Annotated in this window: 25 protein-coding genes and 1 tRNA gene; 23 read left to right on the plus strand and 3 right to left on the minus strand. The window is 67.6% G+C overall.

All coding sequences use genetic code 11. From position 1 onward, the window contains the following. Positions 1-9 precede the first annotated feature (9 nt). Complete coding sequence (locus tag M5D76_RS03415) at positions 10-279, minus strand: hypothetical protein (RefSeq protein WP_248921981.1); 270 nt, start codon at positions 277-279, stop codon at positions 10-12. Positions 280-495: 216 nt separating this feature from the next. Then, positions 496-1,350, minus strand: coding sequence for an HNH endonuclease (locus M5D76_RS03420; protein WP_248921982.1), 855 nt, complete (start codon positions 1,348-1,350; stop codon positions 496-498). A 354-nt stretch (positions 1,351-1,704) separates the two neighbouring features. Between M5D76_RS03420 and metG the strand changes: the two genes are divergently transcribed. The 22 genes from metG to M5D76_RS03530 all read left to right on the plus strand — a co-directional run bounded on the left by metG (position 1,705) and on the right by M5D76_RS03530 (position 23,051). Continuing rightward, the gene (metG, locus tag M5D76_RS03425) at positions 1,705-3,318 is read left to right on the plus strand and encodes a methionine--tRNA ligase (protein WP_248921983.1); all 1,614 of its coding nucleotides are present in this window, start codon (positions 1,705-1,707) and stop codon (positions 3,316-3,318) included. A gap of 78 nt (positions 3,319-3,396) precedes the next feature. Continuing rightward, on the plus strand, positions 3,397-4,353 hold the full coding sequence (rsmA, locus tag M5D76_RS03430; RefSeq protein WP_248921984.1) for a 16S rRNA (adenine(1518)-N(6)/adenine(1519)-N(6))-dimethyltransferase RsmA: 957 nt from the start codon (positions 3,397-3,399) through the stop codon (positions 4,351-4,353). 2 nt (positions 4,354-4,355) lie between these two features. Further along, positions 4,356-5,366, plus strand: coding sequence for a TatD family hydrolase (locus M5D76_RS03435; RefSeq protein WP_248921985.1), 1,011 nt, complete (start codon positions 4,356-4,358; stop codon positions 5,364-5,366). 126 nt (positions 5,367-5,492) lie between these two features. Then, positions 5,493-6,257 carry a ComF family protein gene (locus tag M5D76_RS03440; RefSeq protein WP_248921986.1) on the plus strand — a complete coding sequence of 255 codons (765 nt, stop codon included), beginning with the start codon at positions 5,493-5,495 and terminating at the stop codon, positions 6,255-6,257. 326 nt (positions 6,258-6,583) lie between these two features. After that, on the plus strand, positions 6,584-7,537 hold the full coding sequence (locus tag M5D76_RS03445; RefSeq protein WP_248921987.1) for a substrate-binding periplasmic protein: 954 nt from the start codon (positions 6,584-6,586) through the stop codon (positions 7,535-7,537). Between the two features lie 134 nt (positions 7,538-7,671). Further along, positions 7,672-8,256, plus strand: coding sequence for a ribosome hibernation-promoting factor, HPF/YfiA family (gene hpf, locus M5D76_RS03450; protein WP_248921988.1), 585 nt, complete (start codon positions 7,672-7,674; stop codon positions 8,254-8,256). A gap of 17 nt (positions 8,257-8,273) precedes the next feature. Continuing rightward, positions 8,274-9,284 carry a DegV family protein gene (locus M5D76_RS03455; protein WP_248921989.1) on the plus strand — a complete coding sequence of 337 codons (1,011 nt, stop codon included), beginning with the start codon at positions 8,274-8,276 and terminating at the stop codon, positions 9,282-9,284. A 159-nt stretch (positions 9,285-9,443) separates the two neighbouring features. Beyond that, positions 9,444-10,490, plus strand: coding sequence for an NAD(P)-dependent oxidoreductase (locus M5D76_RS03460; RefSeq protein ID WP_248921990.1), 1,047 nt, complete (start codon positions 9,444-9,446; stop codon positions 10,488-10,490). Between the two features lies 1 nt (position 10,491). Next, positions 10,492-10,935: a hypothetical protein gene (locus tag M5D76_RS03465; RefSeq protein ID WP_248921991.1), complete on the plus strand. Its 444-nt coding sequence runs from the start codon at positions 10,492-10,494 to the stop codon at positions 10,933-10,935. Between the two features lie 25 nt (positions 10,936-10,960). Continuing rightward, positions 10,961-11,740: an NYN domain-containing protein gene (locus tag M5D76_RS03470; RefSeq protein ID WP_248921992.1), complete on the plus strand. Its 780-nt coding sequence runs from the start codon at positions 10,961-10,963 to the stop codon at positions 11,738-11,740. Between the two features lie 20 nt (positions 11,741-11,760). Further along, positions 11,761-12,336: a hypothetical protein gene (locus M5D76_RS03475; RefSeq protein ID WP_248921993.1), complete on the plus strand. Its 576-nt coding sequence runs from the start codon at positions 11,761-11,763 to the stop codon at positions 12,334-12,336. Between the two features lie 174 nt (positions 12,337-12,510). Beyond that, positions 12,511-13,410 (plus strand): SurA N-terminal domain-containing protein, encoded by a 900-nt coding sequence (locus M5D76_RS03480; protein WP_248921994.1) that lies wholly within the window; start codon positions 12,511-12,513, stop codon positions 13,408-13,410. Between the two features lie 100 nt (positions 13,411-13,510). Then, the gene (locus M5D76_RS03485; protein ID WP_248921995.1) at positions 13,511-14,701 is read left to right on the plus strand and encodes a purine-nucleoside phosphorylase; all 1,191 of its coding nucleotides are present in this window, start codon (positions 13,511-13,513) and stop codon (positions 14,699-14,701) included. Between the two features lie 149 nt (positions 14,702-14,850). After that, positions 14,851-14,926: transfer RNA gene (locus M5D76_RS03490), tRNA-Thr, on the plus strand. A 169-nt stretch (positions 14,927-15,095) separates the two neighbouring features. Further along, complete coding sequence (locus M5D76_RS03495) at positions 15,096-17,138, plus strand: hypothetical protein (protein ID WP_248921996.1); 2,043 nt, start codon at positions 15,096-15,098, stop codon at positions 17,136-17,138. 156 nt (positions 17,139-17,294) lie between these two features. Then, complete coding sequence (locus M5D76_RS03500) at positions 17,295-18,275, plus strand: glutamate ABC transporter substrate-binding protein (protein ID WP_248921997.1); 981 nt, start codon at positions 17,295-17,297, stop codon at positions 18,273-18,275. A 143-nt stretch (positions 18,276-18,418) separates the two neighbouring features. After that, the gene (locus tag M5D76_RS03505) at positions 18,419-19,078 is read left to right on the plus strand and encodes an amino acid ABC transporter permease (RefSeq protein ID WP_248921998.1); all 660 of its coding nucleotides are present in this window, start codon (positions 18,419-18,421) and stop codon (positions 19,076-19,078) included. Then, on the plus strand, positions 19,075-19,920 hold the full coding sequence (locus M5D76_RS03510) for an amino acid ABC transporter permease (protein ID WP_248921999.1): 846 nt from the start codon (positions 19,075-19,077) through the stop codon (positions 19,918-19,920). The genes M5D76_RS03505 and M5D76_RS03510 overlap by 4 nt, the downstream gene beginning before the upstream one ends. A 60-nt stretch (positions 19,921-19,980) precedes the next feature. After that, a complete protein-coding gene (locus M5D76_RS03515; protein WP_283102012.1) occupies positions 19,981-20,766 on the plus strand; it encodes an amino acid ABC transporter ATP-binding protein in 786 nt (261 codons plus the stop codon). 68 nt (positions 20,767-20,834) lie between these two features. Beyond that, a complete protein-coding gene (locus M5D76_RS03520; RefSeq protein WP_248922000.1) occupies positions 20,835-21,884 on the plus strand; it encodes an inorganic phosphate transporter in 1,050 nt (349 codons plus the stop codon). A 40-nt stretch (positions 21,885-21,924) separates the two neighbouring features. Continuing rightward, positions 21,925-22,545, plus strand: coding sequence for a DUF47 domain-containing protein (locus M5D76_RS03525; protein WP_248922001.1), 621 nt, complete (start codon positions 21,925-21,927; stop codon positions 22,543-22,545). Then, positions 22,545-23,051, plus strand: a complete 507-nt coding sequence (locus M5D76_RS03530; protein ID WP_248922002.1) for a C40 family peptidase — start codon at positions 22,545-22,547, stop codon at positions 23,049-23,051. The genes M5D76_RS03525 and M5D76_RS03530 overlap by 1 nt, the downstream gene beginning before the upstream one ends. Before the next feature lie 37 nt (positions 23,052-23,088). Here the strand turns inward: M5D76_RS03530 and M5D76_RS03535 are convergent, their stop codons facing one another. Further along, positions 23,089-24,192, minus strand: a complete 1,104-nt coding sequence (locus tag M5D76_RS03535) for a threonine aldolase family protein (RefSeq protein ID WP_248922003.1) — start codon at positions 24,190-24,192, stop codon at positions 23,089-23,091. A gap of 556 nt (positions 24,193-24,748) precedes the next feature. Here M5D76_RS03535 and nadA point away from each other — a divergent pair. Beyond that, the gene (gene nadA, locus M5D76_RS03540) at positions 24,749-25,717 is read left to right on the plus strand and encodes a quinolinate synthase NadA (RefSeq protein ID WP_248922004.1); all 969 of its coding nucleotides are present in this window, start codon (positions 24,749-24,751) and stop codon (positions 25,715-25,717) included. Positions 25,718-25,722 lie beyond the last annotated feature (5 nt).

Here is a 25,722-nt window from a genome sequence, read left to right on the forward strand (position 1 = left end):
CTAACCCTTCTATATGCTCGGGAGCTCGTCCTGTTCGGTTGCGGACGTGGCGGTTGAATTGCCGTTCGCGGCGGCAAATTTCCACAAGTGCATGTCCGGCAGTGCACAGACATAGAGACCTAATACGACTGGAGAGGCAAGGATCCCGACAGCCCAAAGCATGCCCGTGCCTCCATTCGGGTAATGTCCCTTCTCCTTTGCGGCTTGGATAAGGAGTGGAATTGAAATAAAGTAACCGACCAGGAACGCGAGGAGTATCAGAAGCGAGAATCCGTACATTGTCGTTTCCTTTCCTTCGGGAATTCGGCGAAGCAGGACACTTATTGATACTAGGTGCGCTGTTGAACAATTAATTCATGTCACCCGTAAGTGGGGCTGATGTCAATCCGTGCGGCAATTTAGCGAATCCCTTCAACGCAGTTAATTCCGCCACGCAATCACAATGGTCTCTTTAATTTGGTGTATCAACTTGTTAACGTTTGAGCAGTAATGGCGCTACAGCTCCTTCGCCGACTTGCCGTTGTTGCAGTCGTGGCAGAGGGTCCAGAGGTTCTCGGGCACGGTGAGGCCGCCGGCCGCGACGGGCACCTTGTGGTCGACCTCGAGCCTGGCACCCTCGGCGGCGGTGCGCCCGCAGAGCTGGCAGCGGTAGCCGTCGCGCTTGAGGATGTCGAAGCGCAGGCTTGGCGTCATGAGCGCGCGCTGGTGCTCGCGCGAGGCCTCGTGGCGGGCGCGCTCCTCGCTTGCGACGAGGGCTACGTAGACGTCCTGCGCGTCGAAGGCGCGGTTGGCGATGTAGCGGTTGCGTCCCTTGGGGGAGACGTAGGACCAGACCCAGGTTATGTGCACGAGCTCGGCCTCGCGCAGCTGGCTGGTGGCCTGCTCGTGCGGGGCGTCGGCGCTCCAGAGGAGGTGCCACGGGACGGCCGGGCGCGGCGTGCTGTCGACGATGGCGCGGGCCTCGGCCGCGTAGGCGCGCCAGGTATCTGCGGGGACTGCGGCGAGCGAGGGCGCGCTGTCGGTCAGGTAGGCACTCAGGCCTGCTGTGGGGTCATAGCGGTCGAAGGCGTCCTTGCTGGGAAGCGCGACGTGCTGCCTGAGGTGCGCGAGGGCGTCGACCTCGGGGCCGAGGGCCTGGCGGTAGCGCTCGTTGAGGGCACGCATCTGCGCGAGGCGGGGTGCGGTAAGGCGATCGACGAGGCGCCTGCGGGCGAGGTGGTTGAGCAGGATGGCGACGGCGACGAGCGCAGCGACGGCGAGCGTGATGAGCGTGGCCGTGGCCAGGAGGTCGAGCAGGCCGCGGGCGACGTCGCCGGCCTGCGAGAGGGATGCGTTGTCGATCTGGTCCATGGTGCTCCTCGTGGCGGCGGTTGCGGCGGTGGCCGCGGTGCCGGTCGCGCTCGATGGCGGTTCGGTTGAGCGTGGTCTTCTTCGTGTGGGTCACCATCGTAGACCACGGGGAGGGCGCGGAGGTGGCTGCGTGAGCCCGGCGTGACGGCGGAGGCGACCGTGCCGCGCCCGGTTGGGCGCGGGCGCGGGGCAGGCTCTTCTCGGCTGCGCGGTGGCGGGCGTTTGCAGAAACGTCGCAGGGCGCGGGGGCTGGGGTGGGGCGCCTGCCAGCTGCTGTATAATCGTCTGTCGCGCCGACGGGCGCCGAGGCGCCTGCTGGGCACCCGTACACAGACACTTGAGGAGACCCGCACCATGGACCAGACCGAGAAGCCGTCCTTCTTCATCACCACGCCCATCTACTACGTCAACGCCGCCCCGCACCTGGGGACCGCCTACTGCACGATGCTCTGCGACGTGCAGGCGCGCTACCGTCGCGCGGCGGGCTATGACGTGAAGTTCCTGACGGGCATGGACGAGCACGGACAGAAGGTGGCCGAGGCCGCCGAGGCCCACGGCATGACGCCGCAGGAGTGGTGCGACTCGCAGGCGCCCTTGTTCACCGGGCTCTGGGACGAGCTGGAGATCGCCAACGACGACTTCATCCGCACGACCGAGCCGCGCCAGCAGCGTGCGGTGCAGCGCCTGTGGGAGCGCATGCGCGAGAGCGGCTACCTCTACAAGGGCAGCTACGACGGCTGGTACTGCGTGCCCGAGGAGACGTACTTCACCGAGAACCAGGTGCGCAAGTCCGACGAGGAGCACGAGTGCGTGGGCCAGCACCTGTGCCCGGACTGCGGTCGTCCCCTGGAGCGCGTGCAGGAGGAGTCGTACTTCTTCAAGCTCTCCGCGTTCCAGGACAGGCTGCTTGCGCTCTACGACGAGCACCCCGAGTTCGTGCAGCCGGACTTCCGCATGAACGAGGTGCGCAGCTTCGTCGAGGGCGGGCTGCAGGACCTGTCGGTGAGCCGCACGAGCTTTGACTGGGGCATCAAGGTGCCCTTCGACGACAAGCACGTCACCTACGTGTGGTTTGACGCCCTTCTCAACTATGCCACCGCGGTGGGATTTGCCGACGAGACGGACGAGGGCAAGGCCGAGTACGCGAAGCGCTGGCCCGCGCAGTTCCACGTGGTGGGCAAGGACATCATCCGCTTCCACTGCGTGATCTGGCCGGCCATGCTGATGGCCATTGGCGAGGAGCTGCCCGAGCACGTGTTCGCGCACGGCTTCCTGACGGTGCGCAACAGCGAGACCGGCAAGGCCGAGAAGATGAGCAAGTCGCGCGGCAACGCGATCGCGCCCGCCGACGTGGTGGAGCGCCTGGGCGTGGAGGGGTATCGCTACTACTTCATGACCGACGTGACGCACGGCGAGGACTCGGCCATCAGCTTCGAGCGCATGGACCAGGTCTACAACGCCGACCTCGCCAACAGCTGGGGCAACCTCGTGAGCCGCGCGCTGAACATGAGCGCGAAGTACTTTGACGGCTGCGTGCCGGAGCTCGACGGGGGCGTGCTCGACGCCGAGAGCCCGCTGCGCGAGATTGCCCAGGGCATCGAGGGCCGCTACGCCGAGCGCATGGACGTGCTGGACTACGCCGGCGCCAAGGACGTGGTGATGGAGCTCGTGCACGCCGCGAACCACTACGTGGAGGACTCGGCTCCCTGGACCGTGGCGAAGGACCCCGCGCGTGCCGGCGAGCTGAAGGTGATCATCTCGCACCTGCTCGAGAGCATCCGCATCTGCGCGCACCTGTTCGCGCCGATCATGCCGGAGACGTCGGCCGAGGTGCTGCGTCGCATGGGCCTCGAGGCCGAGGTGGAGTGCGAGGACCTGGCCGCCGCCTGCGCGTGGGGCGGGCTTAAGGGTGGCGTCGCCGTGACCAAGGGCGACGCGCTGTTCCCGCGCCTGGCGCAGGAGAAGTAGGGACGCTTGCCGGGCCGGTGCGGCGTTGGGGCGATGCCCTGGCGGCGTGCCGGCCCTATTTTTGTTAGGAGGGGTGCGATGGCGCACTCGTGGCTGGCCAACGTACGCGAGACCAAGGGCGTGCTGGAGGAGTTCGGCCTCTACACCAAGCACCGGCTGGGGCAGAACTTCCTGGTGAACGACGACGTGATCGGGAAGATCCTGGCGCTTGCGGAACTGGGCGCCGACGACGTGGTCTTCGAGGTGGGGCCGGGCATCGGCACGCTGACGGTGACGATGCTGGGCCAGGCCGGGGCCGTGTGCTCGGTCGAGGCGGACCGAACCCTGGAGGCCGTGCTGCCCCACACGTGCGCCCGCGACTCCGAGCGCTTCGCCCTCGTGATGGGCGACGCCCTGCGCGTGGGGGAGGCTTCTCTCGTCGAGGCGGTGGAGGCGCTTGGCATCGAGGGGCTCGACCCGCGGCCGACGAAGCTCGTCTCGAACCTGCCGTACCAGGTGGCTGCGACCATCATCCTGAAGACGCTCATGGAAATGCCGACGGTGCGGCGCTGCGTGGTGATGGTGCAGGCCGAGGTGGCCGACCGGATCGCGGCGGTGCCCGGGACGCGCGCGTTTGGCGCGTACACGGCGAAGCTGGCGCTGTATGGCGAGGTCACGGGGCGCTTCGAGGTGGGGCCCGGCAACTTCATGCCGCCGCCGCACGTGGACTCGGCCGTGGTGAGGATCGACCGGCGCGAGATGGTCGACCCCGAGACTGCGGAGGCCGTGGCGCCGGCGCGGCTGGCGCGGGCCGTCGAGGTGATCGACGCGGCGTTCGCGCAGAAGCGCAAGACGATTCGAAACTCCATGGGCGCGAACGGCTTTGACAAGGCGGCGCTCGACGCGGCGTTTGAGGCGTGCGGGATTGCGCCGACGGCACGCGCGGAGGCGCTCGAGGTTGCCGACTTCGTGCGGCTGACCGCGGCGCTCGAGGGCGCGGGCGCGTTTGCGGGCGCGGACGGCGATGGCGCCGGTGCCGGCGAGGCGGGGGAGTAGCGATGGCTCAGGAGAAGGTGTCCGTTGACGAGCTGACGCTCGAGGACGGCGAGCTGTTCCACGACCGCAAGGGCCGCGTGAAGGAGTGGCCGCGGCCGCTTGCGCCCCTGGCCGAGAGCCACGGCCACCTGACGAGCTTCCACCGGCACGACCCCGAGGTGGCGATCTGCCGCGCGGCGCTTGCCGGCGTGCGGATGCTGGTGGTGCCGTTCGACCCCGTGGACGAGGTGCCGCGCAAGTTTGCGACGGCGCAGGAGTTCCTGGCGCGGCTGGACGCCGAGGTCGAGGGTGCCGCGCGGCGCATCGAGGAGTGCGCCGAGCACGGGCTTTATGTGCCGGAGTTTTCCGGCTACGACGCGCCCGCGCTCGTGGACAACGTGCGCATCGTCGTGGGCGTGCACCCCTATAGCGCGGCCGACCTCGACGACGCGGCGCTGGGCGAGATCAAGGCTCTTCTGTGCAGCGAGCGCTGCGTGGGCGTGGGCGAGATCGGCCTGGACTTCGGGCCCTACAACGAGCTGGGCGAGGACGTTCAGCTGCGGGCGTTTCGCGCGCAGCTGCGTCTGGCGCACGAGCATGACCTGCCCGTGGAGCTGCACATCCGCGACAACCCGAATGATGCGACGTGCCGCGCGCACGCGCTGGCGGCCGAGGTGCTGCGCGAGGAGGGCGTGCCCGCGCGCGGGTGCGACCTGCACTGCTTCACGCAGGGCCCCGAGGTCATGGCGCCGTTCGTGGAGCTGGGGTGCCACGTGGCGTTTGGCGGCGCGGTGACGTTTGCCAAGTCTGACGACATCCGCGCGGCGGCGGCCGCGTGCCCGACGGGGCAGATCCTGCTCGAGACTGACTCGCCGTACATGGCGCCCGTGCCGCTGCGCGGGGAGGAGTGCGAGCCGGCGATGTGCGCGTTCACGGCGGGGCTTCTTGCGGACGTGCGCGAGGAGGTGGGGTTCACGAGGCAGGGAACCTACGACGCACTCTGGGAGAACGCGCGGAGGCTCTTCTCGGCGTAGCGCCGATGGCGCTGAGGCGACGTGCCGCGCGCGGATCGCTTGCGACGCGCGGGCGCCGGCGCGACTAGACTGGCCACACAACCCGGCAACCCCTTGCACGCCGACGCGTGAGGGGGAGTCGTGCTGATGCCGATGGCCGATGCGGGGCCACGCCCGGGCGGGCGCGTGGCCGAGGCGCTTCGGACGCTGGGGCAGGGCGCCCTGGAGCTGGCCTTTCCCACGCGCTGCGTGCGCTGCGACATGCCCGGGTCCCTCATCTGCGACGAGTGCCGCGAGGCGCTTCCCTGGATCTGCCAGCGCTGGGCGTGCCCGCACTGCGGCGCGCCGTTCGGCTGGCTCACGTGCACCGAGTGCAAGCGCGACTGGGGCGTGCGCTCGACCGTGGCGGCGCTCACGTTCGCCGGGACGCCGGCGCGGATGGTGACGTGCTTCAAGGACGAGCACGAGATGCGGCTCGCGCCCGTGATCGCGGCGGCGATGGCGACGGCGCTCGACGAGGCGTCCGCATGGCCTGCCGAGGACGGACGCGCGCGCTTCTCGGCCGATGACGTGGACGTGCTGTGCTTCGTGCCGGCGACCGCGGGGGCGTACGCGCGGCGCGGCTTCGACCACATGGAGCTCGTGGCGCGAGACCTCTCATGCATGGTTGGCGTGCCGCTTGCCGATGTGCTCGCGCGCCACGCGGCGAGCGACCAGAGGGGGCTGGGCAAGGCCGAGCGCGAGCGCAACCTCGCGGGTACCGTCGAGGTCGTGGGCGACGTGGCCGGCCTCTCGGTGCTTCTGGCCGACGACGTGATCACCACCGGGTCGAGCGTGAGGGCGTGCGCGAACGCGCTGCTCGAGCGAGGTGCGCGCGACGTGAGCGTCTGCGCGCTCGCCCGGGTTTGGTAGGCGCGTCGCGCGGGGATGATTGGTATACTCTTGCTACGTCTTATTCAGGTCTGTGGTTGCGGAGGCGCCCTCGGGAACCTCCAAGTCCATGGCAGACGAGGCCAAAAGGATCCACGTAAGTCTGGACGTGCGCGGCCAGGCGAGCATGGCTCGTTCTAGAAGTAAGTCGTACCGCCCGTCACTAGGAGGCACAGGGCCTCCCGGGCGAGAGGGCAAGTAGTGGGGGGCCGTGAAGCCCCGAAGCGAACGTCCCAGTACGCGTGTGTGGGGGCAAATACCAGGTCAGCTGGATGAGACGACGTACGGAACGAACGGGAGACGACTAGATGACTAAACGCAGCACCTACGGAGCCATAGCGCTGGCCTTTGGGGCCGCGATCACCGTGACGCTCTCGGGCTGCAATGTGCCGGTCCTCTCCCAGACCACCAAGACCTACGACGAGGCCCGCGCCGCGCAGACGGCGGCGCTCAAGCCCAAGGTCGACGGCTCCTCCCTCAAGAACCAGGGCTACCTGACGGTGGGGCTGCGCACCGCGCGCTCCACGATCCCGTTCTACCTCGCGACCGACGCGGGCGAGACCTCGGGCATCGACGTCGACGTGGCCTCGATCCTCGCGAGCGAGCTCGGGCTCAAGGTGAGGTTCGTCTCGGTGGCGAGCACCTCCAAGGGGCTCGAGAGCGACTGCGACATCGTGATGGACACCGCCTCGAACTCGGACGTGGCGGGCGCGCGCATCGTGGGCACCTACGCCGAGCAGTCGACCGCCTTCTTCCACAAGGGCGCATCGGGGGCGGTCTCGGCCGCCGACCTGAACGGCAAGACCGTCGGCCTGCAGGGCGGCTCGGTCTCGCAGAAGGCGCTCGGCGACTCGGGGCTCACGATGACGCAGAAGACCTTCGACTCCCTCAACGACTGCTTCGACGCGCTGGCCGCGGGAAGCGTCGACTATGTCCTGTGCGACGCGTACGCGGGCGCCTACCTGGCGCGCATGTACAACGGCCTGGCGTTCGCCGGCACGATCGACGTGCCCCAGACCGCCGGCGTGGCCGTGGCGTCCACCAACAGCTCGCTGCTCAAGGCCCTTGGCGAGGCCATGGGCGCCGCCCAGATGGGCGGCTGCCTGGACATCGTCAGGAGCCACTGGATTGGAGACCTGCCCGTCCTCACTGCCGCCGAGCAGGTGAAGGACGTGCCCAAGTCGGTGAGTGCGGCAACCGCCGATGACAGCTCGGGAGGAGGCCTTACGGTGGGAGGTAACGCTGCGGCGCCGCCCGCCTAGCTACCGTTGCCGCTCCGCTCTTCTCGCCCACGCGGCCCTTGGCCGTTCGTCGAAGGGAAGGACAGGAGACATCAGGAGTGGGTACGAGAAGAGCACGCGAACCCACGCAAGACACGCGATACGAGGAGGTTCATATGACTGACATCAAGATCTCTGGTCGCAAGGTTTCGGTGACCGATGCCATGCGCGACCGCGTCAACGAGAAGATCGGCGAGTCCCTCAAGGTGTTCGACATCAAGCCCATGAGCTGCGACGTCGTGCTCCGCGTTGACAAGAACCGCTCCAACCCCGACCGCAAGACGGCCGAGGTCACCGTGTACGTGCGCGACAACGTGGTCCGCGTGGAGGCCTCCGACAACGACATGTACACCGCGATCGACATCGCGGCCGAGAAGACCACGCGCCAGCTGCGCAAGTTCAAGACGCGCGTGATCGACCACAAGCACCACTCCCAGCGCGAGGACGTCCGCATCCAGGCCGAGCCGGTGGCGGACCTCGCGGACCTCATCGAGGATGACGACGACGCGCTCGTGCGCGAGAAGTTCGTCGAGCTGCACCCGATGACCGAGGAGGAGGCGCTCGTCCAGACCGACCTCATCGGGCACGATTTCTATGTTTTCGAGAATGCGACGACTGGTCTCGTCAACGTCATCTATCACCGTCATAATGGTGGGTACGGAATCATCAAGCCCAAACTCGAGACCGAGGATGGGATGTAGGAGTTAGAGGTCAGTACATGGGTGAGAAGAACCCAGCAACTGATGAGTCTCAGGTTCCGGCCGGCGTCGCAAGCGCCGGCCGCGCCTATCATCAGAAGCGCAACGTGAAGATCATCGTCGACTCGACGGCCGACTACGCCCCCGGCGTGGCGCGCCAGCTGGGCGTCGAGGTGATTCCCTTCACCTACGTCACGCCCGAGGGCGAGAAGACCGACGACATGTGGGAGCACACCGACCCGCACGAGTTCTACGAGCACATGCGCAAGAACCCGGACGAGCACTACACCACGGTCGCCGTCACGCCGGGGCGCTACCTCGAGTACTTCGAGCGCGCCGCCGAGGAGGGCCTGCCCACGATCTACCTGGGCCTGACCGAGGGCCTGTCGTCTGCCATCAACAACGCCCGCACCGCGGCCGAGATGGTGCGCGAGAAGCACCCCGACTTCGAGATCTACGTGCTCGACACCAAGGTGGACTCCGCCGCCGGCGAGCTTCTGGCCATCGAGGTCGTGCGCCTGGCCGCGAACGGCATGTCCGCCAAGGAGCTCTACGAGTGGGCCTCGGACGCGCGCAACTTCATCCACGGCTACTTCACGCTGGACAGCTTCGACGCGCTGGCGGCAGGCGGGCGCATCCCGCCCGCGGCGGCCACGGTCGGCGGCAAGCTCGACATCAAGCCGGAGCTGTCGTACGACCTGAACGGCGCGCTCACGCTGCGCGGCATGTGCCGCGGCCGCAAGAAGGCCCTGCGCGCGATCATGCAGGACTTCCGCGAGAACTACGCGAAGGACCCGTCGCTTCCGCTCGCGATCGTGTCGTCGGACGCCGACAAGGACGCCGACTGGCTCGAGAAGGAGGTCCGCAAGGAGAAGGGCTGCGAGGACGTCGCGATCATCCGCAGCACCGTCTCGCCGATCCTGGGCACGCACGTCGGCCCGGGCATGGTGGCCCTCGTCTTCTGGGGGACCGACCGCCGCGAGAAGATCTCGCTCACCGACCGGATCGCGCGCAAGGTGAAGAAGGACTAGCGCGCACCCCACATCGCACCCGACGCGACCTCGACCGCATGCGCGGCCGAGGTCGCGGGATATGGGGGAGGGGTTGTGCGACCCGAGCGGGCACCTAGCCTGAGCAGGCTCTTCTCCTCCACGTAAGCTTTTCAGACCCAAGCAAGAGAGGTCCCACGCATGACTCCAGTTCGCATTCGCACCGTCGGCTTCGTCGGAACCGGCATCATGGGCGCGCCCATCTGCGAGCACCTGCTCGACGCCGGCTACCGCCTGTACGTCAACAACCGCACGCGCGAGAAGGCCGAGCGCCTGGTCGAGCGCGGCGCGATCTGGTGCGACACGCCGGCCGACGCCGCCCGCGAGGCCGACGTGACGTTCACGATGGTCGGCTACCCGACCGACGTGGAGGACGTCTACCTGGGCAAGAACGGCATCCTGTCCGCCGCGCGCAAGGGCTCGTGGATGGTCGACCTCACGACCAGCTCGCCCGAGCTCGCGCGCGAGCTGCACGACGCCGCCGAGGTGATGGACAAGCATGCCGTCGACTGCCCCGTGACGGGCGGCCAGTCCGGCGCCGAGGCGGGCACGCTCACGCTCATGCTGGGCTGCGACGAGATGAGCGCCGCGCCGCTCGCCGACGTGCTCGCGACGTTCTCGAGCAAGGTCTACCACTTCGGCCGCGCCGGCCAGGGCCAGGTCGCCAAGCTCTGCAACCAGGTCTCGTTCGCCTCGTGCATCGTGGGCTACGCCGACGCGCTCGCCCTCGCCAAGCAGTCCGGCCTCGACGCCGACCAGGTGATTGACATGATCTGCGACGGCATGGGCGGCTCGGTCGCCATGGAGCGCCTCGCGCCCAAGTCGGCCGAGGGCGACTTCCGCCCTGGCTTCTTCGCCGAGTTCCTGCGCAAGGACCTCGCGCTCGCGCTTCGCGACGCCGAGGAGCGCGACCTGACGCTGCCGGGCGCCGAGTGCGCGTTCAACCTCTACGACGTGCTCTGCCAGATCGGCGGCTCGCGCCTGGGCGGCCAGGCCCTCACCCTGCTCTACGAGGACGAGGCCACGGGCGTCGCGGCCGGCCTCGACTGGTCGCTGCTCGAGCCCGACGCGGCCGACCCGCACGACGTCGCGCACGCCGGCCACGCCCACGGCCACGAGTGCGGCTGCGGCCACGACCACGGCCACGACCACGAGTGCGGCTGCGGCCACCACCACGAGGAGGCCTAGCATGGCAGCGTTCTCCATGGCGATCGTCGCGATCCTGCTGCTGCTTCTCGGCATCATCATCGGCGTCAAGCTCGGCGGCGAGCTGGCCAAGCAGTGCGTCACCCGCAAGGAGTACTGGATCGCCAACCTCAAGATCATCGGCGTCGGCGTCGTCGTGTCGGCCCTGGTCACGGCCACCGGCTGGCTCCTGCTCGCCGGCATCCCCATCGGCGGCATGGCCGGCGCCGTCGCCGCGCTGAAGATGGATTTTGGCGAGAGCGTCGGCCCCTGGAAGGCTCACGACACCTTCTTCCGGGTAAACAAGGACCAGGTGCGCCGCGCCGGCAGCCCGCAGGCCGAGGCCGTCCGCCGCGCGCGCCGCGACAACAAGCCCGTGCCCGAGGTCATCAGCGTCCAGGACGACAGCGCCCAGGACGAGAAGAGCGACCCCGGCGCCTCCAACTAGCACCAACGAAAGGACCACCCACCACATGACCAACACCTACCAGAGCTCGCTCGCGGTCCTCATCGACTACGAGAACCTCGCGCTCGGGACCGGCAAGCGGAAGCGCAACGGCCACCAGGAGGCGGGCCCCCGCCCCGACGTCAAGCGCATCCTCGAGCGACTCGTCGACAAGGGCCGCATCACGGCCAAGCGCGCCTACTGCGACTGGCAGCGCTTCGACGACGCCATCACGCCCCTCCACGAGCTCGGCATCGAGCTCATCGAGATCCCCGACCGCGCCTACACCGGCAAGAACTCCGCCGACATCCGCCTCTCGGTCGACGCGATGGAGATCGCCCTCACCAAGGAGCACATCGACACCTTCGCCATCCTCTCCGGCGACTCGGACTTCTCGCCGCTCGTCGCCAAGCTCAAGGAGTTCGGCAAGACCGTCATCGGCGTCGGCATGAAGGAGTCCACGAGCTCGCTTCTCGCCGAGGTCTGCGACGAGTTCCTCTTCTACGAGGACATCGTGAGCACCGGTGGCATCCCCGACTTCGCCTCCAAGGTCCCCGCCGAGCAGCAGCCCTGCTACCAGCTGCTCTTCGACACCATCGACGCCCTCCAGGGCGAGGAGACCGACAGCTCGATCCTCGCGTCGCGCCTCAAGGACACCATGAAGCGCAAGAGGCCGCAGTTCAGCGAGAGGAGCTATGGCTACCGCTCCTTCTCCATGCTGCTCAGGGAGGCCGCCAAGCTCGGCCTCATCGAGATCCACCAGGACCCCAAGAGCGGAACCGTCATGGTCGACGGCTTCTGCGAGTAGTGCAAGAAAGGAAGTCATACATGTCCGAGAAGATCAACCTGGACGGCGCCTCGATCGAGGACGTCCTCGCCCAGCTCTCGAGCCCCAACCGCCGCCAGCGCCAGGAGGCGGCCCGCATCATCGCGGCCGTCGCGTCGCTCACGCCCGACCAGCTGGTCGGTCACGCCGAGCCGCTGGTCGAGGCGCTCGAGAACCCCGAGGCCCAGACCCGCTGGGAGATCCTCGACGCCCTCTCCGCCCTCGTCGCGCTCGACGCCCCCTCGGTCATGGGCGCCACCGACGCCGCCGAGGCCTCCCTCTTCGACGAGGACTCCGCCGCCGCGCGCCTCTCCGCGTTCAGGTTCATCGCCCGCCTCGGCGCCACCGCCCCCGACGCCTCCGACGCCGCCTGGCCGCTGCTCGACGAGGCGATCCAGTGCTATCACGGGGACCCGGAGTATCGCGACATGCTGGGTGCTCTTCTCGACTTCGTCCGTGGCGACATCTCGGATGCCACGCGCGCCGCGCTCGTCGAGCGCATCTCCTTCGACGCCGAGAGCGGCCGCGGCTACGTCAAGGCCTTCTCGGCCGAGATCGTCCAGGCGGCGCAGGAGTAGTTCTTTCAGCTTTCGTCAAGCGTGACGTGCGAGCGGTGCAGCCGCAGCTCCAAGCGCTGCATGCGCGGCGCGCACGTCCCCTTTGGTGTAAGGTGTTCACGTTGAACGCACCATCATCGATGTGCATACGTTTCTTCGAGGCGGCTCGCGACGCGACCGCAGATGGAGGTAACAATGGCAGAGTCCAACGCACCCAAGACGGAGGCCAAGGCGCCGATTGACGTCAAGCTGCCCAAGGCTTCCGGCTCCCTGAAGACCCCCGCCGTGATCGGCATCGCCGTCGCCTGCGCGATCGTGGGCGTCCTGATCGGCAAGTTCCTTCTCGGCGGCATCGGCGCGGGCGGCGTCTCTGGCAAGACCACGGTGAGCGAGGGCGAGCTCAACAGCGCCATGGCCACCTACTCCTACGCCGGCACCAACGGTACCGTCACGGTCCGCGACGTCATCACGAGCTCCGGCACGCTCGACGGCGCCAAGGACGACAAGGGCAACTACAAGATTCCGTCCGCCGACGAGGCCCTCTCGTTCGCGCGCTCCGCGATCATCGAGAAGGAGGCCGAGAAGCGCAACATCTCCGTCTCCGACGACGACATCAAGAGCTACGCCAGCGAGATGCTCGGCTCCGACGACCTCGACAGCATCGCCTCCAGCTACGGCATGGACGCCGACACGGCCAAGAAGCTCATCAAGCAGTCCGCGATGATGAAGAAGCTTCGCGAGCAGGTCGTGACCGAGTCCGACGCCGGCGAGGCGCCGACGGCCCCCACCGAGGCCGCCGAGGACCAGAAGCAGGTCCCCAAGCCCGAGTACGCCCAGTACATCATCAAGCTCGCCGGCAGCGAGTGGGATAGCGCCAACAACAAGTGGGCCTCCACCGATGGCCCCTACGCCACGGCGCTCAAGGACTACACCGTCACCAACGACGGCGCGACCTACGAGGCCGCCCAGGCTGCCTACTACGTCGCCTACCAGGACTACTCCACCAAGCAGTCCTCGGTCTCGACGCAGTGGACCGACTTCGTGAACGGCCTGCTCTCCAACGCGTCGATCCAGCTCTCGACGCTCGTCGCGTAGGCGCGGGCATCTGCCAGGAGCATGCGATGGGGTGGGGCCTCGGTCCCACCCCTTTTTTGTGGGCGCCGGCCGTCCGTCCGGCCGCCCGGGGAGGGGTGCTATGCGCGTTATCGTGAGCGAGTGCCTGCTGGGCGTGGCCTGTCGCTACGACGGCGGGTCGAAGCCCTGCGCCGCGGTGCGCGACCTCTGTGCGAAGGTCGGCGCCACCGGCGTCTGCCCCGAGCGCGCCGCGGGCCTGCCCGTGCCGCGCGAGCCGGCCGAGCAGCGCGACGGTCGCGTGTGGCTGCGCGACGGCACCGACGTCACGGAGGAGTTTGGGCGCGGGGCGCAGGCTTGTCTCGCCCAGGCGCTTCGCGCAGGCGCGCCGCTTGCGGTTCTGAAGGCAAAAAGTCCGTCGTGCGGCAGTGGCGTAATCTACGATGGAACGTACACCGGACGATTGGTTGCGGGCGACGGCGTGTTCGCGCGCCTGCTTGAGAAAGAGGGGATCTGCGTGGTTACTGAGGACATCGTCGAGAAGTGCAAACCGTCCGTCGAGCATCCCGTGGCGATCGTGCTGGGCACCGGGCTGGGTCATCTGGCCACGCTCGTGAAGCCTGTGCGCCGCATCGACTACCACGACATCGACGGCTTCCCGCGCGAGGCGCGACCCGTGCCCGGCCACAGCTTCGAGGCGACCATCGGCACGATCGACGGCGTGCCCGTGGTGGTCTACCCCGGGCGCCCGCACCTCTACCAGGGCTACAGCGCCCCGGAGGTCACGTCGCTCGTTCGTCACGCGCACGAGCTTGGGTGCCGTGACATTCTCTTCTCGTGCGCGACGGGCTACATCGCGGGCAACGCCCACGAGGGCCTGGGCATCATCACCGACCAGATCAACCTCACGGGCAAGAACCCGCTGGCCGAGTGGGACGAGATCCGCGACCTGGAGAGCCCGTTCGTGGACATGTCCGACGCCTACAGCCCGTACCTGCGCACGCTTGCGCGCGGCGTTGCGGACGACCTGGGCATCACCGTGGAGGAGGGCGTGTTCGCGGGTTTGCTCGGACCGAGCTTCGAGACGCGCGCGGAGGCCGCGATGCTCAAGACGATGGGCGTCTCGTACGTGGGCATGTCGCTGGCCAACGAGGTCATCATGGCGCAGGCGCTCGGCATGAACGTGCTTGGTCTCACGCTCGCGACCAACGAGAGCGGGGCCGCGGCCGTCACGCACGGCGAGGTCAGGAGCGCCGCGAGCGCGTACGACGATGACTTCGAGCGCCTGGTGCGCGGCGTGCTTCACCTGCTGTAGCGCTTGCTGCGGCTCGTGCGCCCGGCTCGCGTTCGCGGCTCGCATTTGGAGAGGTCGTGATTGGCGGGGGAGCGCCGCAAAACTGCCCCTTGCCAAAGGCCGCGGCCTCTCGTATAGTAGGTATTCGCTGCGCGAGCAGCCATAGGAGCGCCAGCTTAGCTCAGTTGGTAGAGCACCGCTCTCGTAAAGCGGGGGTCATCAGTTCAAGTCTGATAGCTGGCTCCATTGTTTCTTTCGGCAGGCACTTCGGTGCCTGCCTTTTTCATGTCGCGCGGCCGTGTCCCCGGGCGGCCGCAATGATGCGCATTCGTGCGGACACGCATTCGTGCGGACGCGCTGTATCGTCTATCATCATTGCAAGAACCAAGTGCGCATCTCAGCAGGGGAGACTTCCGTGACTGACAACGACATCAAGCCAACCGCAGACGACACCTCCGGACCTGTGCCCGCAGAGGCCGTCGAGCCCAAGGCCGGCGCCAAGCACACCGCCGAGGCGGTCTCGCAGGTCCGCCATGCCTCGCGCCACCTGCGCGACGACTCCGCCGAGGCGCAGCCCGCCGAGAAGAGCCGCTCCGTGCTCGGCGACCGCCTCGCCGCCGAGGGCATGGTGCCGGTCCTTGTGTGCCTGCTTGCGGCCGTGCTTATCGCGGGACTCGTGTGCGTGCTGCACGTGCCCAAGTACGCCGCCGACATCGACGACTACGCCCAGGCGCTCTACGCGCGCGGCGCCCTGTTCGACACGACCAGCTACCTCATGCCGTACTCCATGGTGATCTACAGCGCGCCGGTGGCCTTCCTCTACGGGCTTCTGCCCTCCGTCCCCTGGTACCCGCTGTCCCTCCTCGCCATCCAGGCGGTGTCGTTCGCGGCCCTGTTCAACCTGGGTCGCAAGATTAAGGCGTCGGTCGCCCTGCGCGTGTTCGTGCTGGCGGCGCTCGCGCTCTGCGAGTTCGCGGTCTGCGACTACCTGACGTTCTCCGCGACCGCGGTCGTGGCGTTCGCTGCGGGCATGTCGCTTGTGCTGGCGAGGGGCTGCTTTTCTCGCCCGCGCTCGCTGGGGGCGGGTGCTGCCCTGGGGTACGTGCTCGTCCTGGTGGGCGTGGCCGTGCGCTACGACGTCTGCCTGGCGGCGACGCTGGTGTTCGTGCCGTTTCTGGTCTGGGCGGTCATTCACAACCGCAACCTGCGGACCATGCTCATGGCGCTCGGCGTCGTGGCGTGCATCGCGGTGAGCTACGTGTCGGGCCAGGTTGCGTGGAGGACGTGCCCGGGCTGGGAGGACTACGTGCCCAACCAAGAGGCCGCGTCGTCGATCGCGGACTACCCGCGCGTCAGCTACGAGGACGTGAGCCGCGTGGCGCCCCATCTCTCCAAGAACGACGTCGACATGCTGTACGACTTCATGTTCGTGGACTCCGACCCCTACAGCCTCGAGACCTTCCAGGCGATCGACGGCGCGGTGCAGACGTTCAGCACGCGCACGCTGATGGACGCCGTGCGCTCGAGGGTGTCCTACACGATGGTCGTCTTCGGCCTGCAGGCCCTGGCATTCGCGACCGCGGTGGTGATCGCCACCGGGCGCGGGCGGGCGATGCGCAGCCGCTGGCTGCCGTTCGCGGTCTGCGGCGTGACGCTCGTGGTGACGTTCTTGCTGTTCCTGCGCGCGCGACCGCGCGTGCACGTGGTGCTGCCGCTGTTCGTGGCGACGATCTTCGCGCTCGTGGTGGCCGCGCTCAACGACAGGGAGGCTGACGCCCAGGGCGAGCAGCCGAGCGCGCCGCGCCTCGCGAAGTGGCTGGGCGTCGCCGCACCCGTCATGGGCATCGTGTGCTTCGCCCTTCTCGCCGCGCTCGTGGAGGTCAAGTACGCGCGCCCGCTGCAGCGCTCGCTCTCGGCCGAGCTCACGGCCAAGGCGCAGTCCTACGTGGACGCGCATCCCGACCAGACCGTGCTGTTCCTGCGCTCGCAGGGCGTGATCGAGAACCACGACGCGTTCGCGTTCGACCGCTGGGACGTGCCCGACAATGTGGTGATGATCGGCGGCGGCTACGAGTACTACACCACGCCGTGGAAGAACTACCTGTCGCGCGCGGGGCTCGACCGCACGCACTACCTGTCCTACCTCGTGGAGGACAAGGGCATGGTCAGCGTCAGCAGCGAGCGCATCGCCCACATGGTCGAGACCTACCTCGCCGAGCACACGGGCAAGGCCGTGCACGCCGAGAAGGTCCAGTCCATCGGACGCGGCACCCAGTCGCCGGAGGAGTACTTCGTCTGGCGCTACGTGGCCGACGCCTCGTCCGCTCCCGCGGCCGGCGCGCCTGCGGCCGGCACGCCTGCGGCAGGGGCTCCCGACGGGGCCGCGCCTGCTGTGGGCGCTCCCTCTGTTGGCGCGGCCGGCGCACCTACCGCCGAGGGGGAGAGTGCTGCCGCGTAGCAGGCGCATTGTTTCGCCTCCCGTAAATATGGGCTGAGGGCTAGGCAGGGCGGCTCGTCCGTGGCATTCTATGCTGCAAGGCTTCACCGCCGCGCAGAGAGCGTGGCTCGCACGACAGACCGATGCGTTTGGGCCATCCAGTAGAGAGGGGACACCATGACCACCACCAACCCGCTCGACAAGATCATCCTCGACAGGCGCCAGGCCGTCGCCCTGGGCCTCGGCGGCGTCGCCACGATGGGCCTCGCGGCCTGCTCCGGCGCCGCGCCGGCTCCCGCGCCCGAGACCAGCAACTCGACCAGCAACAACGGCCAGCTGAACACGGCCGTCTACGACACGATCATCGCCGGCGGCAAGGTCGCCTCCGACGCCGACATCGCCGCCAGCTCCTGGGCCTCCAAGGTCAAGCAGGCCGGCACCCTGCGCGTCGGTGGCGTCGAGACCTCCACGCTCTTCTCGCTGCGCAACGCCGAGGACAACTCGCTGCGCGGCTTCGACGCGGGCATCTCTCAGCTGCTCGCCCGCTACATCCTGGGCGACGAGAAGAAGTACACGCTCACGAAGGTCACCTCCGACACGCGCGAGTCGGTGCTCACCAACGACCAGGTCGACTGCGTCTTCGCGACCTACTCCATCACGCCCGCCCGCAAGGAGGTCATCTCCTTCGCCGGCCCGTACTACAGCTCCCAGCAGGCGATTCTCGTCGCGAAGAGCAACGACGCCATCAAGGGCCTCGCGGACCTCGAGGGCAAGAAGGTCGCCGTGCAGTCCGGCTCCACCGGCCCCAGCATCGTCGCCGAGTTGGCGCCGAAGGCCGTCACGCAGGAGTTCAGCACCGACGAGGAGGCGCGCACCGCCCTCGAGCAGGGTCGCGTCGACGCGTACGTGATCGACCAGACCATGCAGATGGGCGCCATCGTCAAGAACCCCGGCAAGTACAAGATCGTGGGCGACCCGTTCGGCCCCAAGGACAACTACGGCGTCGGCATGCCCAAGGACTCCGATGGCGTCGACTTCGTGAACGCCTTCCTCAAGAAGATCGAGGACGACGGCACCTGGACGGCGCTGTGGCAGGTTGCCATCGGCGACCGCACCGACGTGAAGACCGCGCCCGAGCTTCCGGCCGTCGGCGCGTAGGACGTGCCGCAACGTTTCGGTGTTGTTCAAATTGTGACGTCGGGCGCGTCTGAAACCATCGCTCGCGGGTACACTCTGTAGGTGTGCCTAGTCAGGGACCCTCTGTCTTGTGGCAGGGGGTCCCTCTTGTATAGGAGGTGATCATGGGGCTTCAGGAGCTGCTTTCCACGTATGGCGGCATGTATGGCCAGGCTCTTCTCGTCACCTGGAGGATGACGGTCGTGTCGTACCTGGGGGCCATGGCGCTCGCCCTGATCGTCACGGTCGCGCGCGTGTCGCCGATCGCGCCGCTGCGCAAGCTCGGCGACTTCTACGTCCAGGTGTTCCGCAACATCCCGGGCGTGTCGCTGCTCATCATCTGCGTCTACGCACTGCCGAACCTGCGGGTCGTGCTCGACTACGAGGCCTGCGTGATCGTCACCACCGTGCTGGTCGCGTCGGCGTTCGGGTCCGAGAACTTCATGAGCGGCATCAACACCATCGGCGTCGGCCAGATCGAGGCCGCGCGCTCGATCGGCCTGAGCTTCGGGCAGATCCTGCGCCACGTGGTCATCCCGCAGGCGCTGCGCTCGGCCGTGCTGCCGATGACCAACCTGCTGATCGCCGTCATGCTGACCACGGCGCTTGCCTCGCAGGTGCCGCTCGACCCGCCTGAGCTCACCGGCCTGGTCTCGTACATCAACACGAGGTCCGTCGGCGGCATCCTGCCGTTCTTCGTGTCGGCCGTCGGCTACGCCGGCACAGCCTTCCTGATCGGCATCGTGGGCAACAGGATCGACAAGAAAGTGAGGATCCTGCGATGAGCGCTGACACCATCTCCATGCGCGACGCGCTCTACGAGGCCCCCGGCCCCAAGACGCGCCGTCGCATCGTCATCGGCACCGTGATCGCGTCGATCGCCCTCGTGGCGCTCGTGGCGGCCGTCGCGTGGCGCTTCTACATCACGGGCCAGTTCGCGCCGCAGTACTGGGAGTTCTTCACCAAGTGGTCCACCTGGAACTACCTGCTCTCGGGCCTGCTCGGCACCTTTGAGGTCGCGCTCACCGCGGGCGCCATCGCGCTCGTGCTCGGCGTCGTGTTCATGCTGGGTCGCATCAGCAAGAACAAGGTCGTCAGCACGATCTTCCGCATCGTGATCGACTTCTTCCGCGGCGTGCCGAGTCTGCTTCTGATCTACTTCTTCTTCCTGGTGATTCCCGCCTACGGCATCAAGATGTCGTCCTTCTGGATGCTCGCGCTGCCCATCTCGCTGACCGCGTCGGGCGTGCTCGCCGAGGTCTTCCGCGCGGGCGTCAACGCGGTGCCCGCCGGCCAGCGCGAGGCGGCGCTCTCGATCGGCATGAGCGAGGGCAAGGTCATGCGCAAGATCATCCTGCCGCAGGCCGTGCGCTTCGTCATCCCGTCGCTCATCTCGCAGCTCGTGGTCGTGGTCAAGGACACCACGGTCGCCTACGTCGTGAGCTACCCCGACATGCTCCAGAACGCGCGCGTCCTCATCACCAACTACGACGCGCTCGTCTCGACCTACTTCGTGGTCGCCATCATCTACATCCTGATCAACTTCGCCATCAACCAGGCGTCCATCTACGTGGCGCGCCGCTCCGGCACCAGGGTCATCTCGCGCAACCAGGAGGACCCCGTCTAGCCCGCGCCGCCCGCACGCCGCACGCGAACCGCACGCACAACCTCCGCCGATTGGAGAGACATGCCTGACATCGAGACCACCGCAGCCGCCGCCGCGAACGAGGGCGCGGCCACGCCCATCATCGAGATGAGCCACGTCGACAAGCACTACGGACAGCTTCATGTCCTCAACGACATCAACCTCTCCGTCGAGAAGGGCGAGGTGCTCGTGCTCATCGGCCCGTCCGGGTCGGGCAAGTCCACCCTCTGCCGCACGATCAACCGCCTGGAGACCATCGACTCCGGCGAGATCAAGATCGACGGCACGCCGCTTCCCCAGGAGGGCCGCGAGCTCGCCGCGCTTCGCGCCGAGGTCGGCATGGTGTTCCAGAGCTTCAACCTCTTCGCGCACAAGTCCATCCTGCAGAACGTGACCATGGGCCCCATCGAGGTCCTGCACACGCCGAAGGCCCAGGCCGAGGAGGAGGCCATGGAGCTCCTGCGTCGCGTGGGCGTCGCCGAGCAGGCCAACAAGGTGCCCGCCCAGCTCTCCGGCGGCCAGCAGCAGCGCGTGGCCATCGCCCGCTCGCTCGCCATGCACCCCAAGGCGATGCTCTTCGACGAGCCCACCAGCGCCCTCGACCCCGAGATGATCAACGAGGTCCTTGACGTCATGGTCGAGCTCGCGCAGGAGGGGATGACCATGGTCGTGGTCACGCACGAGATGAACTTCGCCCGCCGCGTCGCCAACCGCGTGGTCTTCATGGCGGACGGCCAGATCGTCGAGCAGGCCGCGCCGGACGAGTTCTTCGACCACCCCAAGAGTGAGCGCGCCCGCGACTTCCTCAACTCGATCAAGGGCCACTAGCACTGCTTGCCGCGCAACCTGGCACGTAGCTGGGGTATGATGCTCTGAGACGGCGAGGGGAGTTGCTCTTGATAAGCTTTTCCACCTTTCTCGGCATGCTTGCGCAGAACCCGTTTCTCGCGGTGACCATCGCGCTGGTCCTCGGCACCATCTTCGTCAACGGTGCGACGGACGCGGCCAACGCCATCGCCGAGGCCGTCGGCACCCGTTCCATCAAGGTCAACACCGCCATCCTCATGAGCGTGGCCTGCAACTTCGTGGGCCTCGTCGCCATGACGGCCGTCTCGACCGCCGTCGCCGACACCATCAGCGGCATGGTCGACTTCGGCGGCGACTCGCACGCCGCCATGATCGCGCTTGCCGCGGCGACCGTGGCCATCGTCGTCTGGGGGCTGGGGGCCTGGGTCTTCGGCATCCCCACGAGCGAGAGCCATGCTCTTATCGCCGGCCTCACCGGTGCGGCCCTGGCCGTGCACGGGGGCCTCGGCGGCGTCAACATGGGGGAGTGGATCAAGGTCATCTACGGCCTCGTGCTGTCGACCGTGCTGGGGTTCGCCGCGGGCTGGTTCTTCGCGTGGCTCATCCAGAAGGTCTGTCGCAACGTCAACCGCATCAAGGCCGACGAGACGTTCGGGCGCCTTCAGGTCGTCGGGTCCGCCTTCGTCGCGCTCATGCACGGCGCGCAGGACGGTCAGAAGTTCATGTCCACCGCGATGCTCGCCATCGCGCTGTCCGCCAACATGACCGTCGCCGACATGGGTGGCTTCCCGCTCTGGATCGAGATCCTCTGCGCCGCCGTGATGGCGATCGGCACCGGCGTCGGCGGCAAGCGCATCATCAAGAAGGTCGGCACCGAGATGGTCAAGCTCGAGAAGTACCAGGGCTTCTCGGCGTCGATCAGCGCGACCATATCGCTTCTCGTCGCGACGCTCACGGGCCTTCCGGTCTCGACCACGCACGCCAAGACGGCCGCCATCATGGGCTCCGGCGCCGCCAAGAACGTCCGCTCGGTCAACTGGAACGTCGCCAAGGAGATGGTCTACACCTGGGTCTTCACGTTCCCGGGCTGCGGCATCATCGGCTACGCCCTGGCCCGCTTCTTCCTCATGGTCTTCTAGACGCAACCTGCACGCTCACGCACAATCGGAGGTATCTCACATGGCACGCATCGGCAAAGAGGACATCTTCTACACCCTCCTCAAGGAGTTCTCCGACGAGCTGCTCGAGGCCGCCGAGCTCTACCGCGACATCGTCTGCGGCTACCCCGACACCTTCTCGCGCATCCCGCAGATGAAGGTCATGGAGACCGAGTGCGACGAGCGGGTCAAGGCCATCATGGGCAAGCTATACACCTCGTTCATCACGCCCTTCGAGCGCGAGGACATCTCCGACCTCACGCTTGCCCTCGACGACGTCATCGACTGCATGAACGGCGTGACCAAGAGGCTCGACCTCTTCAACATCCAGGAGACCCGCGACGAGGCCCCGCAGCTCGCCGAGCTCGCGCTGCTCTGCGTCAAGGAGGTTCACGACCTCATCTACCTGCTGCCCAACTACAAGAAGGAGCCGCGCGTCCTCGAGATCGCCTCCAAGATCTCCAACATGGAGGACGAGGGCGGCACCGTCTACGAGGCCGCCCTGCGCCGTCTCTTCCGCGAGGAGGAGAAGGGCAAGGTCACGGTCGCGTGGCTGCGCCTGCTCGACCGCATGGAGAACACGATGCACGCCTGCGACCACGTGGCCGCGATCGTTCGCAGCGTTGTCCTCAAGAGCGCCTAGTGGACCCTGACGAGCTGTGCCGCGCCGAGGCCGCCCTCGCCGAGCGGCTTGAGTCGCGCGGGCTTGACGTCCGTCGCGTCGACCTGTCGGGGGCGCATGCGCCCGAGGCGTTTGCCGCCGCGAGCCGCGGCCAGCGCAGCCTCGTGGTCCATGCGAAGGGCTATCCCGCGCAGGGCGAGAACCGTTGCGCGGCCTGGGTCGAGGGCGTCTTCTCGTGGGCGGGCCTCGGCCTCGAGGACGGCCACGCCTGCGACCTCTTCGAGCGCTACTGCACCCTGGACGACCCAGCCGACCTGCGCGTGGGCATGATCGTCGCCACGCCGCGCCATCCCTTCTCGACCGATGGCCTGCGCTTTGGCCACGTGGGCATCTACGTGGGCGACGGCGAGGTCATGGACTGCACCTCGGACGGCGTCCGCACCGTGCCCCTGTCGCTCTGGCTCATGGGCTACGGAGCCCTCGACGAGCCGCGCTGGGGCTGGATGCGCGGCATCGCCCTGGCCTGAGGGCGCGGGCGACGGGTGCGACCGCCGCCGTGCGTCCCTAGCGCGCGAGGGTCTGTGCGAACGCGAGCAGCTCGTCCACGTCGGACTCGCGCGTCGCCCACGACGTGACGAAGCGCACCACGCGCGTGTCGTCGTCGAGCACGTAGAACGTCTCGCACCCGCAGGCGTCGGCAAGGGCCTGCTCCTGGCTGGCGCTCACGCGGAAGAACTGCTGGTTCGACGCCGAGTGCCCATACGGCTCGAAGCCCAGGTCCACCAGGCCGTCGCGCAGGCGCGCCGCGCACGCGTTGGCGTTGCGGGCGTAGCGCCACCACGGCGCCTCGCTCTTCTCGCCCGGCGTGAACGCAGCCTCGAACTGGGCACCGAGCAGGCGTCCCTTCGCCATGAGTCCGCCGCGCTCCTTTTGGAGGTAGGGGAACGACTCCCTGAGCATGTCGTCGCAGATGACCATGGCCTCGCCGAACAGCAGGCCGTTCTTGGTTCCGCCGAGGTAGAACGCCGAGACGTTCTGCGCGATGTGCTCGAGCGTGAGGTCGTTTTCGTCGGACGTGAGTGCCGACGCGAGCCGCGCGCCGTCCAGGAACACGCGCAGGTCGTGGCTGTGCGCCCAGTCGCAGATCGCGTCGAAGCGCGCGCGGTCCCACACGCCGCCGATCTCGGTCGCGTTGGTGATGTAGACCAGGGCGGGCCTCGTCATGTGCCGCCCGGTCGAGGTCTGGAAGCGCCACACGCGCTCGGCCTCGTCGGGAGTCAGGAACCCGTCGGCGTCCGCGGTCGGGAGTACCGTACGCCCGCATGCCGCAATGGCTCCGGTCTCGTGCACGTTGATGTGGGCGTCCCTCGTGCAGATGACGCCCTCCCAGTCGCGCAGCATCCCCGTCACGCCGATCACGTTGGCAGACGTCCCGCCCACGCAGAACTCGACGTCCGCGTCGGGCCGGCCGCACGCCGCGCGGATCAGCTCACGGGCGCGCTCGCAGTGGGGGTCGCCCTCGGTGTAGCCCACGCACTGCTCGTCGTTGGTGCGCACGAGCGCCTCGAGCACCTCCGGCGCCGCGCCCTCCGAGTAGTCGTTCCGAAACATCCGCATGAGCAATCGCCCCTCGATGGTCATGGGCGCGACTGCGATCTGCTGCGCCACGCCCGCTTCACGTGGCCTTCGATGGTACGGCAACGGCGTGCCCCGTCCAAGTGCGCGCCCGGTCGCGCGCTGTTGCCGATTACTCAGATTTCGGAAAGGACGCAGAGAATTACTGAGATTACGGAAAGGACGCAGATAATTACTCGAATTACGGATTTGTCACGGCGGATTACTGAGATTACGGAAAAGGCACCGATTATTACTCGAATTACGGAATCGACACCGGCCCCCGCCCAGACCTTTTCGTAGGACCGCAGGTAGACGAGGTTCGCGCTAAGCCAAGGCCTTGGCGGCGTGCGTCGAATCCGTAATCTGAGTAATCGGCGGTGTCAAAACTGAAATCTGAGTAATAAAGTGCGTCCTTTCCGTAATCTGAGTAATCACACCGTCCCTCCAACCCCACCCACCTGCGCCTTCGCGAATAACCTGCCCTCGGCCCAAAGAACTGTCTTGTCAGATGGCAAGACAGGGTGGATACTGTCATACCAGTGGCGCGCGGGCGTGCCGACCGGCACCCTCCCGCACGCGAAGACCAACCGAGAGGGGACCCACACACATGGTGGCAAACGATCGCGCGGCAACGCTGGCCGCGCAGCAGGCGACGCCGTCGCCAGACGAGCTCGCGCGTCGCGTCGAGCAGCTCAAGCGCGAGAGGGGCGCCGTCGTCCTCGCTCACTACTACACACCGGCCCAGACCCAGGCCCTGGCCGACTACGTCGGCGACTCTTTCTACCTCGCCCGCCTCGCGAAGACCCTCGAGTGCGAGACCATCGTGCTCTGCGGCGTCTCGTTCATGGGCGAGAGCGTCAAGCTCCTCAACCCCGGCCGTCGCGTCCTCATGCCCGCGCCCGAGGCCGACTGCCCCATGGCGCACATGGTCGAGAAGGCCGAGGTCGACCGCATCCGCGCGACCTACGACGACGTCGCGGTCGTCGCCTACGTCAACACGACCGCCGAGGTGAAGACCTGGGCCGACGTCTGCGTGACCTCGTCGAACGCGCTCAAGGTCGTGCGCGAGCTGCCACAGCGCAACATCTTCTTCATCCCCGACGCCAACCTCGGCAGCTTCATCGCGCGCCAGGTGCCCGAGAAGAACGTCATCCTCAACATGGGCTGCTGTCCCATCCACGACGTCATCTCCCTCGACGAGGTGCGCGACCTCAAGGCGGCCCACCCCGCCGCCGAGGTCCTCGCGCACCCCGAGTGCCGTCCCGACGTGCTCGCCGAGGCCGACTACATCGGCTCCACCAAGGAGATCATCAACCGCGTCGCCGCAAGCGACGGCTCCGAGTTCATCGTCCTCACCGTCGCCGGCGTCGCCGCCGAGATCGAGCGCCTCACGCCCGGCCAGAACAAGCGCGTCTACTTCCCGGCGACCACGCCCATCTGCCCAAACATGGCCAAGGTCAAGCCCGAGCGCCTGCTCGCCTGCCTCGAGGACCTCTCCGGCGAGGTCGCCCTGCCCGAGTGCCCCGAGGCCGCGGGCGCCCCGCTCGAGCGCATGCTGGAACTGGCGGCGAGGTAGAGTGA

Origin of the sequence: Olsenella intestinalis, assembly GCF_023276655.1 — a bacterium.
Lineage (GTDB): Bacteria > Actinomycetota > Coriobacteriia > Coriobacteriales > Atopobiaceae > Olsenella_J > Olsenella_J intestinalis.